Origin of the sequence: Microcoleus sp. A006_D1, assembly GCF_036702805.1 — a bacterium.
In the GTDB taxonomy this organism is placed as follows: domain Bacteria; phylum Cyanobacteriota; class Cyanobacteriia; order Cyanobacteriales; family Microcoleaceae; genus Microcoleus.
In genome coordinates, this window is the sequence record NZ_JAUBVZ010000002.1 from 1 (window position 1) to 15,372 (window position 15,372).

Annotated in this window: 13 protein-coding genes; 2 read left to right on the forward strand and 11 right to left on the reverse strand. The window is 47.7% G+C overall.

Annotation, left to right across the window (positions count from 1 at the left end; genetic code table 11):
• Nucleotides 1-219 precede the first annotated feature (219 nt).
• Nucleotides 220-348 carry a photosystem I reaction center subunit IX gene (psaJ, locus tag QUB68_RS02900; protein WP_332989237.1) on the reverse strand — a complete coding sequence of 43 codons (129 nt, stop codon included), beginning with the start codon at nucleotides 346-348 and terminating at the stop codon, nucleotides 220-222.
• A 120-nt stretch (nucleotides 349-468) separates the two neighbouring features.
• A complete protein-coding gene (locus tag QUB68_RS02905) occupies nucleotides 469-957 on the reverse strand; it encodes a Photosystem I reaction center subunit III (protein WP_332989239.1) in 489 nt (162 codons plus the stop codon).
• Nucleotides 958-1,291: 334 nt separating this feature from the next.
• On the opposite strand from QUB68_RS02905, the gene tsaD reads away from it, so the two are divergent.
• Together tsaD and QUB68_RS02915 are read left to right on the forward strand one after the other, a co-directional pair.
• Nucleotides 1,292-2,374, forward strand: coding sequence for a tRNA (adenosine(37)-N6)-threonylcarbamoyltransferase complex transferase subunit TsaD (gene tsaD / locus QUB68_RS02910; protein WP_332989240.1), 1,083 nt, complete (start codon nucleotides 1,292-1,294; stop codon nucleotides 2,372-2,374).
• Between the two features lie 121 nt (nucleotides 2,375-2,495).
• Complete coding sequence (locus tag QUB68_RS02915) at nucleotides 2,496-2,987, forward strand: GNAT family N-acetyltransferase (protein WP_332989244.1); 492 nt, start codon at nucleotides 2,496-2,498, stop codon at nucleotides 2,985-2,987.
• A gap of 209 nt (nucleotides 2,988-3,196) precedes the next feature.
• Here QUB68_RS02915 and QUB68_RS02920 read toward each other — a convergent pair whose 3' ends face one another.
• The 9 genes from QUB68_RS02920 to psbB all read right to left on the reverse strand — a co-directional run bounded on the left by QUB68_RS02920 (nucleotide 3,197) and on the right by psbB (nucleotide 15,367).
• Nucleotides 3,197-3,937, reverse strand: a complete 741-nt coding sequence (locus tag QUB68_RS02920; protein WP_332989246.1) for an HAD family hydrolase — start codon at nucleotides 3,935-3,937, stop codon at nucleotides 3,197-3,199.
• A 205-nt stretch (nucleotides 3,938-4,142) separates the two neighbouring features.
• Nucleotides 4,143-4,523 carry an endonuclease domain-containing protein gene (locus QUB68_RS02925; RefSeq protein WP_332989248.1) on the reverse strand — a complete coding sequence of 127 codons (381 nt, stop codon included), beginning with the start codon at nucleotides 4,521-4,523 and terminating at the stop codon, nucleotides 4,143-4,145.
• Nucleotides 4,524-4,820: 297 nt separating this feature from the next.
• Complete coding sequence (locus tag QUB68_RS02930; protein WP_332989250.1) at nucleotides 4,821-9,038, reverse strand: chemotaxis protein CheB; 4,218 nt, start codon at nucleotides 9,036-9,038, stop codon at nucleotides 4,821-4,823.
• Nucleotides 9,039-9,702: 664 nt separating this feature from the next.
• A complete protein-coding gene (locus tag QUB68_RS02935) occupies nucleotides 9,703-9,981 on the reverse strand; it encodes a BrnA antitoxin family protein (RefSeq protein WP_332989252.1) in 279 nt (92 codons plus the stop codon).
• Nucleotides 9,944-10,129: a BrnT family toxin gene (locus tag QUB68_RS02940; protein WP_332989254.1), complete on the reverse strand. Its 186-nt coding sequence runs from the start codon at nucleotides 10,127-10,129 to the stop codon at nucleotides 9,944-9,946. Before QUB68_RS02940 ends, QUB68_RS02935 begins: the two co-directional genes overlap by 38 nt.
• A gap of 513 nt (nucleotides 10,130-10,642) precedes the next feature.
• Entirely contained in the window at nucleotides 10,643-11,908 is a 1,266-nt protein-coding gene (locus QUB68_RS02945; protein ID WP_332989256.1) for a 30S ribosomal protein S1, read from the reverse strand.
• A 624-nt stretch (nucleotides 11,909-12,532) separates the two neighbouring features.
• On the reverse strand, nucleotides 12,533-13,105 hold the full coding sequence (nrdR, locus tag QUB68_RS02950; RefSeq protein ID WP_332990142.1) for a transcriptional regulator NrdR: 573 nt from the start codon (nucleotides 13,103-13,105) through the stop codon (nucleotides 12,533-12,535).
• A gap of 490 nt (nucleotides 13,106-13,595) precedes the next feature.
• On the reverse strand, nucleotides 13,596-13,691 hold the full coding sequence (locus QUB68_RS02955; RefSeq protein WP_096830854.1) for a photosystem II reaction center protein T: 96 nt from the start codon (nucleotides 13,689-13,691) through the stop codon (nucleotides 13,596-13,598).
• A 146-nt stretch (nucleotides 13,692-13,837) separates the two neighbouring features.
• A complete protein-coding gene (psbB, locus tag QUB68_RS02960) occupies nucleotides 13,838-15,367 on the reverse strand; it encodes a photosystem II chlorophyll-binding protein CP47 (protein WP_332989258.1) in 1,530 nt (509 codons plus the stop codon).
• Nucleotides 15,368-15,372 lie beyond the last annotated feature (5 nt).

The window sequence follows — 15,372 nt, forward strand, 5'->3', positions numbered from 1 at the left end:
CCTATGCCCTATGCCCTATGCCCTATGCCCTATGCCCTATGCCCTATGCCCTATGCCCTATGCCCTATGCCCTATGCTCACCTCATGTCACTGAGAAAGGCTATATATAGTTTGAGAGTTTTGATGTTTGAGCTTTCAATTAACCTTTAACTCAAAGCTCAAAATTCAAAACTCTCAACTTTTTAGCCCGAGATTTTGCGACCTAATTTCGGTCAAATCTTAAGGCATCGGATGGAAAAGCAGGTCGGGGAAAAAGCGGTTAAATTCAATCAAAGCCGCACCTTGAATAGTGACCCAAAGGATAGCCAATACTGGTGCGGTCGAAAGAAACTTGACAAAATATTGCATAAATTCTGCTCCTGAAAATTCCAGACAGTTGGTAAGTACCGATCGATCTGCTACTAACTGCTAACTTGTAGTTAACTGTTGATTAAGTGCTAGCTATTAGCACTTGTCCATTTCCCAATTTTAGCGGGGGGAAACAGTAATTTCGTCGTCCTTGGCAAACAGTTCACCAGTGGTGAGTTCTTTGATAGCAGCCAGAGGCCACAAAACGCCGCTCAGCATAGATTTGATTGCCAAAGGAACATCGATAATAATCTCTTTTTCCTCTGGAGTTGCTGATTTTTTGGTAACTTGCAGGTAAGCGCGGCCCACCCAACCAATCCAACCAGCCATATACAAGAACAGTATGCTAGGAATCAAAAAGTCGCCAGCATGAGCCAAATTGCCGTCTACGATCAAGTGCGGGTATCCTTCCGGGCCGCACATAGCTTGAGAATAGCGATCGAATCTTGCCTTCGCAGATGCCGGGTCGCCATTGGTAGAACGCGCATTTTTAGCCAGTTCCTTGAATGCGGGAGAGTCCTTGCACGGCACCAAATTGTAAGCCGAAGCAACTGGAGCAAAACTGATCCACAGACTAACCACTAAAATTGCAGCAAACAATCGTCGCATGAAATTGTTTCCTTTTGTTACAAAACAATAAGTTTTTTTACAAGCATTTCAACTTGCCGATCGCGAATCCAGATTACCGCATTCTTGACAGTGTAAAGTATCCATCATTGATGCGGCAAAGCCCAATAGAATGAGGGATTCGGGTTTCATCGGTCAGTGCCGACCTAGCAATACCGCGAGGATATTGCTGGCTTGCATCCGATGATAGCCGAGCCATGTCCTTCGGGGGGCAGATGCTCCCGCGAGCTATAACCTGAGTACAAGTATAGCGGGGGACTTGCGCCGAATTAGTTAAGCTAGCAATAGCTAACCTATCAAATAAAATTACCAGTTAATGGCAACCATTTTCGCGATCGAAACAAGTTGTGACGAAACAGCAGCAGCAATTGTTAAGAATCGTCAAGTTTGCAGCAATGTTGTAGCATCACAAATTAAGATCCACGAGCAGTACGGTGGGGTAGTCCCGGAAGTAGCTTCGCGGAGCCATCTAGAAATGCTAAATCAGGTAATTGCCCAGTGTCTGAGTGAAGCCAACCTGAGTTGGTCAGAAATTGACGGCATTGCAGCGACTTGTGCCCCCGGTTTAGTCGGTGCATTGTTAGTCGGGCTGACAGCGGCGAAAAGCTTGGCAATAGTCCACCAAAAACCTTTTTTAGGCGTCCACCACCTCGAAGGGCACATCTACGCTTCTTACCTAATCGAACCCGACTTACAGCCACCGTTTTTGTGTTTGTTAGTTTCCGGAGGACACACCAGCTTAATTTATGTCAAAGATTGCGGCGTTTACGAAACAGTAGGAAAAACCCGCGACGATGCGGCGGGCGAAGCTTTTGATAAAGTCGCGAGACTGTTGCAGCTAGGATATCCCGGCGGGCCGCTGATGGACAAATTGGCAGCCCTTGGGAATCCCCAAGCATACCCCCTCCCAGAAGGCAGAATTTCGCTGCCCGGTGGTGGCTATCATCCCTACGACAGCAGTTTTAGTGGGTTGAAAACAGCAGTTTTGCAATTAGTGCAGAAACTCAAAAAACAAGATATTAATGCTGGTGGCGAAGGCGTCTTGGCTGCGTCTACAATTAATGATATTGCGGCTAGCTTTCAGGAAACGGTAGCCAAGGGTTTAACTAAAAGGGCGATCGACTGTGCACTAAATTTCGGACTTAGCACTATAGTAGTCGGTGGAGGAGTCGCAGCCAACAGCGGACTCCGAAAACATTTACAAGCTGCCGCAGTCAAAAACAACTTACGAGTATTGTTTCCCCCATTGAAATATTGTACAGATAACGCAGCAATGATCGGCTGTGCGGCGGCAGAACACTTGCAGCGAGGGCACACATCACCGCTGACTTTGGGAGCAAATTCGCGGATGCCCGTTAGCGATGTCATGGAACTGTACAATCTGAATGTTGACGGTTAATTACAGAATTACAAAAAAAATCGTTTGACGCGCTACTTATAACTGTAAGGTGCGCATTGCGCACCCTACAAATACATCCGTTAAATCCGTTACCAAATCCGTTGCCGAACTTCCTTAAACTATGAAAATCCGCGACGCAGTTGAAAGCGATTTACCCGCAATTGTCCAAATATACAACGCAGCAATACCAGGCGGAATGGCCACAGCAGATTTAAAACCTGTTTCCGTCGAAAGCCGCCTCGCGTGGTACAGAGCACACTCCCCCAATTCCTGGCCGATTTGGGTAATGGAATCAGAACAAAATATTGTTGGCTGGCTGAGTTTGCAGATTTTCTACGGACGCGCCGCCTATCAGCATACAGCAGAAGTTAGCATCTACGTCGCACCCGATCGCCAACGCTGCGGAATCGGACAAAAATTATTGCAATCGGCAATTGTGCGGAGTCCAGAATTGCAGCTTAAAACACTCATGGGCATAATTTTTGCTCACAATCAGCCGAGTTTAACATTGTTCGAGAAATTTGGCTTTCAGCAGTGGGGATATCTGCCGCAAGTTGCCGAACTTGACGGCGTTGAAAGAGATGTGATCATTCTGGGTTTGCGTTGTTTGTAGGGAAACGGCAATGCCGTATCCTGATTTGGAGGAGACGGCATTGCCGTGTCCCTACTCGCTTAACAGGCAAGATGCCTGTTCCACAAAAAAATTCATCTCTTGTGGAACAGGCATCTTGCCTGTTCATAAAAGGATTATTGACAATGCTACAACATCTCAGTAGGAACTCAGATCAATTCCGGTGCAACCGGAATTGATCTGATGTTTACTCAATCTGCTAAAATTGTAATTTCATCCAAAGATGCGATCGCCACATCAGCCTTTTCCAAATGACTAACCTCAGCATTTCCCCAACAAATCCCGATGCAGCCAGCCGCGCCAGCATTTTTACCCATCTGAATATCACCCGCTGAATCTCCCACCATCAAAGTAGCTGCGGGATTTACTCCTAGTTGATCACAAGCTTGCAAAAACAATTTCGGATCGGGTTTATGAAGCGTTGAATCCACACCCATCTCTAACTGAATCCAATCGCTTAATTCGTGATGTTTCACAAACTTCTGCACTGCCGCAGTCGTAGCAGCCGACAGAATTCCCAGCTTCAAACCAGCTTCAGAAAGATTTTTTAGCACTTCCAAACTGCCGACAAATAAAGGAGAAGAAGCACTATTTTTAAACATTTCGTCAGCTTCATCAAAAGCGCGGCGCGCAATAGTTAAAGATTCCAGCCATCCCCTGCCAGTTTCCGCGATGTATCCCGCCGCCACAATCTCATTTTCCCTGCGACTACCGACTGCTAACAAACCCGTGGGGTCGATGCTAGCGCCATTGATACCCAAAGCCATTTGTAAAGGCTCTCCAACGCCCGGAATTTGAGCATCTGCGAGGCGCGATCGCTTAATTCCCAATAATCTCAAAAACTCCTGAGAATCCTCTAGAGTGCCGTCTTTGTCGAAGATTACGGCTTGGATATTAGAGAAGGTAATGCCCCGACATTTAATAGTTACCAAGAATCATAACTCCGCAATAATTTCTATATTTTTTTGTATTGTCTCATGTTGTGCTGTTTTTGGCAATTGTTTTTAGCGCGATATCCAATACTCTTGTCCCCCCCTTCTTAAGGGGGGCTAGGGGGGATCTGGCCTCGGCTATTACGAGATGCCCGATCGCTTCTTGTCCCCCCCTTAAGAAGGGGGGTTAGGGGGGAGAAGAGCCCTAGCTATTACGATCGCCCTCCGCCAACAACTCCTGACAAACTCCCTCAAAACACTGCAACACATCAACATTCGTAAACCTGACAACTTTCAGCCCATACCCCTCTAAAATTCCTGTTCTTTCTAGATCATATTGTTTACCCTGTTCGGTAAAATGACTCTCTCCATCAACCTCAATTACTAATCTTAAAGCAGCACAATAAAAATCTACAATAAAATTGTCGATCGGCCGCTGTCTCAAAACTCGAAAAGGGAAATTTCTCAGAAAATCTTGCCAAAGTTTCTTTTCCGCTGGAGTTGGATTTTTCCGAAGTTCCTGGGCGATTGGGATAAGTTTTGGGTTGTAAGGTAGGTGGAAATTGGAGTCGTTTAATTTTGTCATAATTCTCCTCCTCTCGATCCGGAGATCCCCCCTAACCCCCCTTAAGAAGGGGGGGACAAGAACTCGCTCAAAGTCCCCCTTCTTAAGGGGGATTTAGGGGGATCTCCGGGGCATAATAGTGTTAACTGAACCTATTTTGTCATAATCCTTCTCCTCTCAGCCCGGAGATCCCCCCTAACCCCCCTTAAGAAGGGGGGGACAAGACTCTTCTCAAAGTCCCCCTTCTTAAGGGGGATTTAGGGGGATCTCCGGGGGGGGAGACAAGAGTTCAACAGCCTACTCTTATCTCCCAAATATTTAAAATCTCCCTGCTAAATTGGCTACAATTAATGCTAATTGAACAGGCTTGATAGGCTTAGCAATATGTGTTTGAAAACCAGCATTTATCGCCCTTTGCCGCTCTTTGTCACTAGCATACGCAGTCAGCGCCACGGCTGGGATTTCCCCTCCGGCTGACGCAGCAAGGGCTCGCACTTCTCGAATCAAGAAATACCCATCTTCCTCCGGCATCCCGATATCCGAGATTAGCACGTCATATCTGCCGGGATTGTCCGTCAAAGCCACGATCGCACTTCGGGCATTTCCAACTGTCAAAACCTCCGCCCCGTAGCCTTCGATCACAAATTTTAACAGATCGCGCGTATCGATTAGATCATCCACAACTAAAACGTGCAAACCATCCAAAGAAGGAACATCATCACTCGATACATTCACAGGCGCAGCCAATACAATTGGCTCTAAATCGATCGCCCCTGTCAACATTTCAGGCAAATCTCGCAACGGCAATCTCATCGTGATTGTAGTTCCTTGTCCCTCACCCGGACTCTCTGCTTGCACCGTTCCCCCGTGCAATTCTACCAGATGGCGCACGATCGACAAACCCAATCCCAGCCCTTGACTAGCCTTAGTGCTACTGGCATCGCCTTGATGGAAACGATCGAAAATATACGGCAAAAATTCGGCCCGAATGCCTTTTCCGGTGTCCTTGACTCGAAGTTTAGCGTGATGCTCGATCGACTCCAAGGCAATTTCCACCCGTCCCCCGGCTGGAGTAAACTTAATCGCATTCGATAGCAGATTCCACACCACTTGCTGCAAGCGAGCAGCATCGCCTAAAACAGTCGCAGAAGTCAACTCCGAAACAATTTCAATGTTTTTGGCATCCGCTGATAATTGCACCCCGTCGATCGCACCTTGCACCACTAACCGCAGATCGATCGGACTGCTATCGAGAGCCAGCTTGCCGCTCGTAATTCGGGCAATATCCAGCATATCTTCGATTAACTGAGATTGCGCCCTCGCACTCCGCTCGATCACCTCTAGGGCGGTAGTAACGGCTGCTCCCTTAAGCTGGCCAGAGCGCAGCATTTGTGCCCATCCCAGGATCGGAGTCAGGGGATTGCGGAGCTCGTGGGAGAGATTCGCCAGAAATTCATCCTTAGTACGGTTGGCCCTTTCTGCCTGTTGGCGGGCCAACTGTTCGTGCTCCAATAACTGCGATCGCTGTATTTCAAACTGCTTGCGATCGGTGATATCCTCGATCGACAACAGAATCATTAAAGCTTGGTCTTCTCGTTCAAGTTTACAAGCATTCAGCAGCATAATTTTCTGCCCAATCTGCTCAAACAGGTGCTCCAACTCAAAGTTTAGTAGCTCAACATCATTAACCAGAATATCTTCCAAGATCGATCGCAATTGGGGGATATTCCACTGCCCGTTTCCTAGCTCAAACAGCGAAGATTTTGATGTATCTGAGAATGAAACCTCAAACGTTTCATAGAACGATCGATTGGCTTTATTCACTCGGAAATCAGCATCTAGCGCGACTAAAGGCGTTTGCACAGTTTCCACGATAGTTTCAGCGTAGTTGCGGGCCTCTTCCAAGGTTCTGACACTGCGTTTAAGAGCATCAATATCAATCAAAACCATTACCACACCGTCAATCATGTTTTCCGTGGTGCGGTAAGGACGAATGCGGAGGTTGTACCAATATCCCGCTTGAGTTTGAACTTCTTGTTCTTTCGTGTGGAGAGTATCAATCACCTGCAAAATCATCTGTTCCAAGTCAGGAACCTCAAGAGTCGATCGGATATCGCTAAAAGGTCGTCCAATATCTGTGGGAATCAGATTAAAAAGTTGCTGCGCCGTTGGCGTAAAGCGTCGAATCTGTAAATCGTTTGCCAGCATTAAGACTGGGATCTTGATACTAGCCAGCAAATTTGTCAGGTCATTATTTACCAGGTTTTGTTCAAGATATCGGCTGCGAAGTTCCTCGTTAGTGGTGGTGAGTTCCTCGTTAGTAGCTTGAATCTCTTCTTTGGCAGTTTCTAGCTCCTCGTTGGTGCTTTGCAACTCCTCGTTGCTCGATAGGATTTCTTCGTTGGCAATTTTGAGGTCTTGGTTGAGACTTTCCTGCTCCAGGATCAGCGATTGCAGGTGCGCTTGAGCCAGATTTTTTTCTTGATTAGCCGTGACAATTGCCTGCCTCAGCCGCTCATTTTCACGATCTAAATCACCTTGCTCGCCGCTTTGGGAAGTGAGGGTGCTGAAGTTGAGCGCTGTGGGTGCAGCTTCTTCAAATAACACCAATAAAAAGCGTGTTTCGACAGCCTGTGGCTGGAACGGCATCACCTCAAGATTGACGAGAGTCGATCGCCCGCCCCATTCAACCGATACCCCTGCTTTCCTAACAGTCGCGTTCTGCGTTTGTGCCTGATAAATCGCGGTGCGAAGATCGACAAGCAATCCTTGCCTTGCCATTGTCAGCAAGTTTAAGTCCGGCGTTCCGGCTGCCACTTTAAAGTAAGGATCGATGTCTCCCCGCACTTGCAGGATTTTCATCTGCTCGTTGACAACCACACTGGCTGGGGCATAGCGATTCAAAATCAGTTGTTCAGTTTCTCGCTGTAAGTCAAAGCCCTTCATCAAATTTTCATTTCTTCCCTGCTGTTCAGCTACTTTAGCGACGGGATAGGAACTCGGCGTAAACGCAAAACTTGGACGTGTTGCAGTCAACTTTTTGGCATAAATTTTAGACTTTTTATCCACTGAATTAAACAAGTCTGAAAATTTTCCGGTACTCTCAGAACTGCCTAACAGGAGAAAGCCTGTTGGGTTAAGACTGTAATTAAAAATCGGCATCACTTTTTTTTGCAATGATTCTCCCAAGTAGATCAGCACATTGCGACAGCTAACTAAATCGAGATTGGAAAAAGGCGGGTCGCTACCTAAGTCTTGTCGGGCAAATACACACATTTCGCGGATTGATTTGCAGATTCTATAACTACCTTCTTCTTCGGTGCGAATAAAGAAGCGTTGACGGCGCTCTGGTGAAACATCTACCATCTGGTTTTCTAAGTAGGAGCCAGACCTCGCTTTGCCGATCGCCCCTTCGCTGATATCTGTGGCAAAAATCTGGATCGGCGGCGGAATAACTCGATCGCCCAAAAACTCTAACAAGCAAATGGCGATCGAATAAACTTCTTCACCTGTGGAACATCCCGCCACCCAAATCCGAATCGGATCATTTGCCGATTTATTTTTGGTAATCGTGGGGAAAACCAGCTCTTTCAACTTGTCAAATACTTCGGCATCGCGGAAGAAACCGGTAACGTGGATCAGAATTTCTTCATACAAAGCTTTGACTTCAGCCGAATTCTGTCGCAGGTGTTCGGCATAATCATCCAAGGTTTCCAGCTTGTACAACACCATCCGCCGCTGGATGCGTCGAGCGATCGTGGTGGGTTTGTAGTGGGTAAAATCAACGCCTGCGGTCGATTTCAGCAGCGCAAAAATAGTGGCCAGGGCATCTCCCTGTTCGGGCAATTCCTCAACTTTTGTCAGGGGAAGCGGCCGAGTCAGAAAGGAACTGCGACTGTAGTTTCCCAGTTCCTCGGCAATTTTTTCCGGTGGCAGAACAAAATCGACATTTCCTGTAGCAATAGCGGTATTCGGCATACTATCGACTTTTGCCGTGGCTTCACATTGAGCAAAACTCATGCCTCCGGCTGCTTTGATTGCCTTGAGTCCCAGTGAACCGTCGCCGTCTCCCCCGGATAATACTACGGCGATGGCTTTGTGTCCGCGATCGACTGCCAATGAGGTAAAAAACGCATCTCCCGGCATATATTTGCCATAAATCTTCTCGCGGGGAGATAGTTGCAGCACGCCTTGAGATACCACCATTTTGGTGTTGGGCGGAATGACGTAGACTTGATTCGGCTCTACAGCCATGCCGTCTGTTACCTGAGTAACAGGCATTTGCGTCGTTCTGGCGAGAATCTCGCTGAGCAAACTCTTGTGATCGGGGGCTAAATGCTGAATCAGCACAAACGCCATACCCGTATCTACTGGCAAATGGCTGAGCAACCCCGTAAATGCTTCCAGCCCTCCTGCTGAGGCGGCAATCCCCACAATGGGAAAGGGGGCCTCGGTTGTGGCTAATTGTGCGCTGTCGAGGATGGCTGGCGCGATCGATTCGGCTGTAATTTCTGGAAAGGATTGATTAGAAGTCATAATGTGAAGTCCTGGACTTCAGTTATTTAGCAGCAAATATATCTGTTGAGCGCGCGGCTGAGTAATTCGGACTATGTTTATTAGAGATTAAGTTGCCGACATTATGCAACTAGCTTAAGGATGAGGTACACTGTTGGAGCGATTAGATGAGCGCGATCTCCTAACTGTATCTGCTGTTGCGGAGATTACGAGAGGCTAGCTTTGACAAGGTATCTGTGCTTAGTTTAATGAGCTTTTTTTTCAGTGGCGCGATCGGTATACAGCGCTATGACAGATTCCGTGTTAATTATAACAGTAAAAGCGACTTGCGCGTCTTGTCTCCCCTTTACAGATACAATCTGTAATACCAATTTTGAAAATTAATGCAACAGTGATCGTAGGGTGTGTCGCCACGAACAATCCCGATCGTACCTATCAACAATTTAACAGCGACGCACCCTACTAATATTGTTGCTCAAAGTCCCCCTTTTTAAGGGGGATTTAGGGGGGTCTCCGGGGCATAAATAGTGTTAATTTAACGTCAAACGTAGTCATAGACCAATACGCGATTGTTAACGCTATTTGTCATTGCGCTACGGGAGAGCAATCGCCGAGACTAGGTTAATTCTCAATCTTTGTGAGGTGCGCGCGATCGCAATTACCTTGTTAACCCAAGCATATTGTGTCAAACTGATGAATGCTCACCACCGCCTTCTATGTAGCGACGCAAAACCGAGTTGATTAAAGCTCTATGTTCTCCGGTTTGATCTTGGAACCACTTCAAAACATCTGGATCAATTTGAACTAATCGCTGTGCTTGAGGCGCAGGAATTCTTAAGGTAGCGCGATCAAAAAACTCTGCCGTCAACGGTGGAATGTCAGAGTAATCAATCCCTTCATCTTCCATCTCCTCCAATGCTTCCCAATTAGTACGAGAGGTATTGCTCAAGTTTTTGGCGCTCATATCGATTTGCCCTTCGTGCTGAAATTATCCGAATCACGTCATTCTGCCGTTCTGTCCAAACAACAACCGCGATGCCGTTACCGAGGAAACCGATACCGAACCAACGGTCTTCGCCATAATCAAAACGGTTGTCTAGCTCAATTAGCATTGGACTAAGCTGTTACGCATTTAAATTGGATATTCGGGACGATGCTCAGAGCAACGTCCCACAAGAATTTGATTAATTTTTGACACACCGTTTAAATGCAGAACAGCTTATCAAACATCTCAGGGACATCTACGAAATCAATGTCATGTTTGCGAATATTGTCTAGATTCTTCGCTTCATTCCACTCAAACTGCATGAAAATCTGGCAACGCTAATTAGGCTGCCTTTATTATATAGCAATCCTAAATGATTATACTCATTACCAGGCATTATACTCGTTACCAGGCAGAGCAAGAGTGACATCGGTTCCCAGGCTCTGCCTGGGAACCAGTTAAAGGGGGGGACAATAGTATTCTCAAAGTCCCCCTTGCTTTCGGGGGATGCGAGGGGGATCTCCGGGGCATAAATAGTGTTAACTGAACCATATTGGAGTATAACTAATTATTAATAATTGACACATTAAAGACAAAAAAAGAGGGGATTTCCCCTCTTTTAATCACACTAACTGTGATGTTATTCGACCGTCGTAGAAGGAACTTCTTCCTCTACTACTTCCGGTGCGGCTTCTGCTGCGACTTCGGGTGCGGCTTCGGCTGCGACTTCGGGTGCTACTTCGGCTGCTACCTCTGGTGCGGCTTCGGCTGCGACTTCGGGCGCTGCTTCGGCTGCTACTTCCGGTGCGGCTTCGGCTGCGACTTCCGGTGCGGCTTCGGCTGCTACCTCTGGTGCGGCTCCCGCTGCTACCTCTGGTGCGGCTTCGGCTGCTACTTCCGGCTCATCCTCTTCCATTGCTGAGGGCACATCTTCGAGTATTTCGTCGGAGATATCATCATCAGCATCAGTTGAGTCTACAGGAACATCTATGCCTGCTTTAGCTTGCTTTTGAGCGAGCATTTTCTCCCGGAACTTAGCTGCCATTTCTTCAGCTTTTTCATAAACCAATTCGCGATTTTTGACCATCGCGCCCGGTTCCGGTTCCAATTGCTTGGTGGAGAGAGAAATCCGGCCTCTCTCAGCATCCAAGTCAATGATCATCACTTTCACTTCGTCGTTGACATTGAAGACGCTATGAGGCGTATCGATGTGGTCGTGCGAAATTTCTGAGATGTGCAGCAAGCCGCTGACACCACCGATGTCGATAAACGCACCGTAAGGCTTGATACCGCGTACTGTACCGATGACCACTTCCCCGACTTCGAGGCGGTTCATCTTGCGTTCGACTAAGGCGCGACGATGACTCAACACTAGGCGGTTGCGGTCTTCGTCTACCTCTAAGAATTTTAATGGCAATTCTTCGGCGACTAATTCTTCCTTCGGTTTGCGGGTACTGATGTGAGAACCGGGAATAAAGCCTCGCAAGCCTTCAATTCTGACGAGTGCGCCGCCTCGGTTGGTGGCGAATACTTGCGATCGCACGGTAGCATCTTCTGCTTGCAGTTGTCGCACTCTTTCCCAAGCCCGCATATACTCGATGCGCCGGATGGACAGGGTTAATTGTCCGTCTTCGTTTTCATCGGTGAGGATGAAAAATTCTCTGGTTTCGTTTGATTGCAATACCTCTTCTGGGCTTTCGACTCGATTGATCGACATTTCCTGAATGGGAATGTACGCTGCTGTTTTAGCACCGATATCAATCAGAGCGCCCCTGGGTTCTATACTAAAAACTGTACCGGCTACTACGTCGCCCGGGCTAAAGTGATAGTCATATTTATCGAGTAGGGCTGCAAAATCTTCGTGAGTAAAGCCGATGTCTTTGACTGTGGTTTTGAGATTGACCATGCGAATAGTTTCCTAGGATTTCTCTCCTTCATGTTTTTCGTTTGTGCCGGCAGATATTAGAGATTTTGGTGAAAAAGCGGTTAACTTCTTGCAAAATCTTTTACTAAAGTCAGTTTTTGCTAACTTTTGCTGGGTGCAACTGCACGCCAGCGCTTGCCATTACTCTTACTCCCAACTCTGTGTTAGAATTTTTAATCTTAACATTTCAGAGTCAAGTAGACTATTTTGACACTCTCAGGTATAAATAAACTGAGATTCTTCATTCAACGAGCCGACTTGCTGGCGACAGGATTACTCCAGTCTAAGTAGAGGTCGGTTTCTCCAGAAGCGTAAATTTCGGTATGCCTTACCGTATTTAATTAGTCACCGACCTTTAGTTAGGTTTTGTTCAAATTTAGCTTTCCTAAACTGCAACACCTATCGGTGTGACTACGCACTCAACTAATGTAGTTAAGTTTTTACGTTGTCTAGTTATACTCAATTTTAGACCGATGATGATCATATCACACCCAGCACTCTTACTGAGAAAAAAGAACACTCGCTCGAATGAGAGTCCCTTCAGTCGCTCGAACTCCCGGCCTTCCTCGCGACACGGTTTTCAATCTCCCAGAATATTTCTATAAATTAATTTAAGCGAGTTGAGCTGGGAGTTGCGCAGGATTCGGGGCTTTGTCGATCGCCAGTATCCGCATCCAGCAAATCTGGGTCAAATTGCGATCGAGTTTCTGGATCTTCAGCTTCGTTGAGGGGATGCTGAAGGTGATTTAGGGTATCTACAAAATCTCTGATGCCTCGAAATTGACGGTATACGGAGGCAAAACGGACGTAAGCGACTTCGCTGAGCGGCCGCAGGTGCAGCAGTACCAGTTCCCCAATTTCTGAGCTGGCGAGTTCTCGGAGCGATCGACCTTGGAGTTGCGCTTCGATTTCTTCGGCCAGGCTTTCTAGTTGGCCGGAAGACAAACCTGTTTTTTCGCAGGCCCGAACCAGTCCCCTAACTAATTTTGAGCGATCGAATGATTCGCGTTTGCCGTCCCGCTTGATCACCGTAATCGGCACAAATTCTATGCGTTCGTAAGTTGTGAAGCGGTGCTGGCAGTTCAAACATTCGCGTCGCCGACGGATGCTTTGACCTGATTCGGCTGAACGCGATTCGAGAACGCGGCTATTTGTGTGTTGGCAGGAGGAACAGCGCATGATTGCTGATTTTAACAGGCGTTGCCAGCAAATTGCCATTCATCTAACCGGGCGGTTAGATAAATGGCTGGACTAGAAAAATTACTGAGGATACAGCCTTAACAGTTGACAGTTGACAGTTGACAGTTGACAGTTGACTGCTTGAGTGCGAAGTTTTTAGGCAGGGGATTTAAGCCCCTACCTAAAAACAATCCACCTAAAGGTGGGGGCTTAAATCCCCTGTGCTTTGGTGAGTTTATGTGTCAACTTGAGGTCAAACGTATTGCCAGACTGCTGTTTGACTACTAGGCCTCGTTCCCCCCTAGCCCCCCTTAGGAAGGGGGGGACAAGAGCGCCAAAGTCCCCCGACTATCAGGGGGGACAGAGTATTCTCTCAAAGTCCCCCGACTATCCGGGGGATGCGAGGGGGATCGGGCCTCAGCTATAAACGAGAGATACAAAGGTTTTTAGACGATTTTAGCGTGACCGAAGGCAGCAGGCGCATAGCTAATTATTTGCCAATCCGAGGTGGTTCGCGAAAGGCGATCGCAAAAAATATCACGCCCAAGGCTAAAGCCAGCATCAAAATGTAAGCAACACTTTCCATGTTAAAATTTCCCTATCTTCCCTTGCTATATTATTTTATCTTAATTATTGCTGCTTTTCTTATTAACTAAAAAAACCCGGTTTCTTCAAGAAACCGGGTTTTTGTGTACCGGAGAAGTTTCCCGGTGTCAGCGAGGCTGGCGAAAACTAGAGAGATTCTTCTCTTCTGGTAGTTACGTCGCCCAGCTTTTGGAACAAGCCCCACTCGACTTGTTCTTCCATGTCAGACTCAACTCCAGCAAATACGTCGCGGAAAATAGTCCGAGAACCGTGCCAGATATGGCCGAAGAAGAACAGCAAAGCAAAGCAAGCGTGTCCGAAAGTGAACCAACCGCGAGTTGAAGTCCGGAAAACGCCGTCTGATTTCAAGGTTTCGCGATCGAATTCAAATACTTCACCCTTTTGGGCGGCGCGAGCAAACTTCTTAACATCTAGAGGATTATTAAAGGTTTGACCGTTAAGTTCGCCACCGTAGAAGCTGACAGTAACTCCGCTTTGTTCAAAGCTGTATTTTGATTCAGCGCGGCGGAAGGGGATGTCAGCGCGAACGACTCCATCTTTGTCCGTCAAAATGACTGGGAAAGTTTCAAAGAAGTTGGGGAGGCGGCGTACCGACAACACCCGACCATCGTTGTCTGTAAATACTGGATGGCCCAGCCAGGTTTTAGCAATGCCGTCGCCGTTGACCATGGCGCCAGCGCGGAACAAACCGCCTTTAGCTGGTGAGTTGCCTACGTAGTCGTAGAAAGCCAATTTTTCGGGAATTTTTTCGTAAGCTTCTTGGAAGCTTTGGCCTCCGGCTAAGCTAGCTTGAGCTCTGCGATCGATTTCTTGTTGGAAATAGCCGCCGTCCCACTGATAGCGAGTCGGGCCGAAAAGCTCGATCGGAGTAGCAGCAGAACCGTACCACATAGTACCCGCAACCACGAAAGCTGCAAAGAACACAGCAGCGATACTGCTGGAAAGTACAGTTTCGATGTTACCCATCCGCAGGGCTTTGTAAAGACGTTCCGGCGGCCGCACTGTCAAGTGGAACAAACCGGCAATTACGCCGACTACACCCGCTGCAATGTGGTGAGCCACGATGCCACCCGGATTGAACGGATCGAAGCCTTCAGGGCCCCAAGAAGGTGCCACTGGTTGGACGTGACCGGTCAGGCCGTAGGGGTCGGAAACCCACATTCCCGGGCCAAAAAGTCCGGAAAGGTGAAATGCGCCGAAGCCGAAGCAAAGCAAGCCGGAGAGAAACAAGTGAATGCCAAACATTTTTGGCAAATCGAGGGCTGGTTCGCCGGTGCGAGGATCTCGGAAAAGTTCTAAGTCCCAGAATACCCAGTGCCAGACTGCTGCTAAGAACAGCAAACCGGAGAGGATGATGTGAGCGACGGCGACGCCTTCAAAAGACCAGAAGCCAGGATCGACGTTACCTTCGCCGGTGATGCTCCAACCGCCCCAAGAACCCGTAACTCCTAAGCGGGTCATGAAGGGTAGTACGAACATCCCTTGACGCCACATCGGGTTCAGAACTGGGTCTGTGGGATCGAAAACTGCTAGTTCGTAAAGGGCCATTGAGCCGGCCCAACCTGCCACGAGGGCAGTGTGCATTAAATGTACAGAAATCAATCGACCTGGGTCATTTAAGACGACTGTGTGTACGCGATACCAGGGTAGTCCCATTGACT

Excerpts from the sequence above, each read along its gene's own strand:
- psaJ (WP_332989237.1), bottom strand. The coding sequence starts at position 348 with ATGCAATATTTTGTCAAGTTTCTTTCGACCGCACCAGTATTGGCTATC.
- QUB68_RS02905 (WP_332989239.1), bottom strand. The coding sequence starts at position 957 with ATGCGACGATTGTTTGCTGCAATTTTAGTGGTTAGTCTGTGGATCAGT.
- tsaD (WP_332989240.1), top strand. The coding sequence starts at position 1,292 with ATGGCAACCATTTTCGCGATCGAAACAAGTTGTGACGAAACAGCAGCA.
- QUB68_RS02915 (WP_332989244.1), top strand. The coding sequence starts at position 2,496 with ATGAAAATCCGCGACGCAGTTGAAAGCGATTTACCCGCAATTGTCCAA.
- QUB68_RS02925 (WP_332989248.1), bottom strand. The coding sequence starts at position 4,523 with ATGACAAAATTAAACGACTCCAATTTCCACCTACCTTACAACCCAAAA.
- QUB68_RS02930 (WP_332989250.1), bottom strand. The coding sequence starts at position 9,038 with ATGACTTCTAATCAATCCTTTCCAGAAATTACAGCCGAATCGATCGCG.
- QUB68_RS02935 (WP_332989252.1), bottom strand. The coding sequence starts at position 9,981 with ATGAGCGCCAAAAACTTGAGCAATACCTCTCGTACTAATTGGGAAGCA.
- QUB68_RS02940 (WP_332989254.1), bottom strand. The coding sequence starts at position 10,129 with ATGCTAATTGAGCTAGACAACCGTTTTGATTATGGCGAAGACCGTTGG.
- QUB68_RS02945 (WP_332989256.1), bottom strand. The coding sequence starts at position 11,908 with ATGGTCAATCTCAAAACCACAGTCAAAGACATCGGCTTTACTCACGAA.
- nrdR (WP_332990142.1), bottom strand. The coding sequence starts at position 13,105 with ATGCGCTGTTCCTCCTGCCAACACACAAATAGCCGCGTTCTCGAATCG.
- QUB68_RS02955 (WP_096830854.1), bottom strand. The coding sequence starts at position 13,691 with ATGGAAAGTGTTGCTTACATTTTGATGCTGGCTTTAGCCTTGGGCGTG.
- psbB (WP_332989258.1), bottom strand. The coding sequence starts at position 15,367 with ATGGGACTACCCTGGTATCGCGTACACACAGTCGTCTTAAATGACCCA.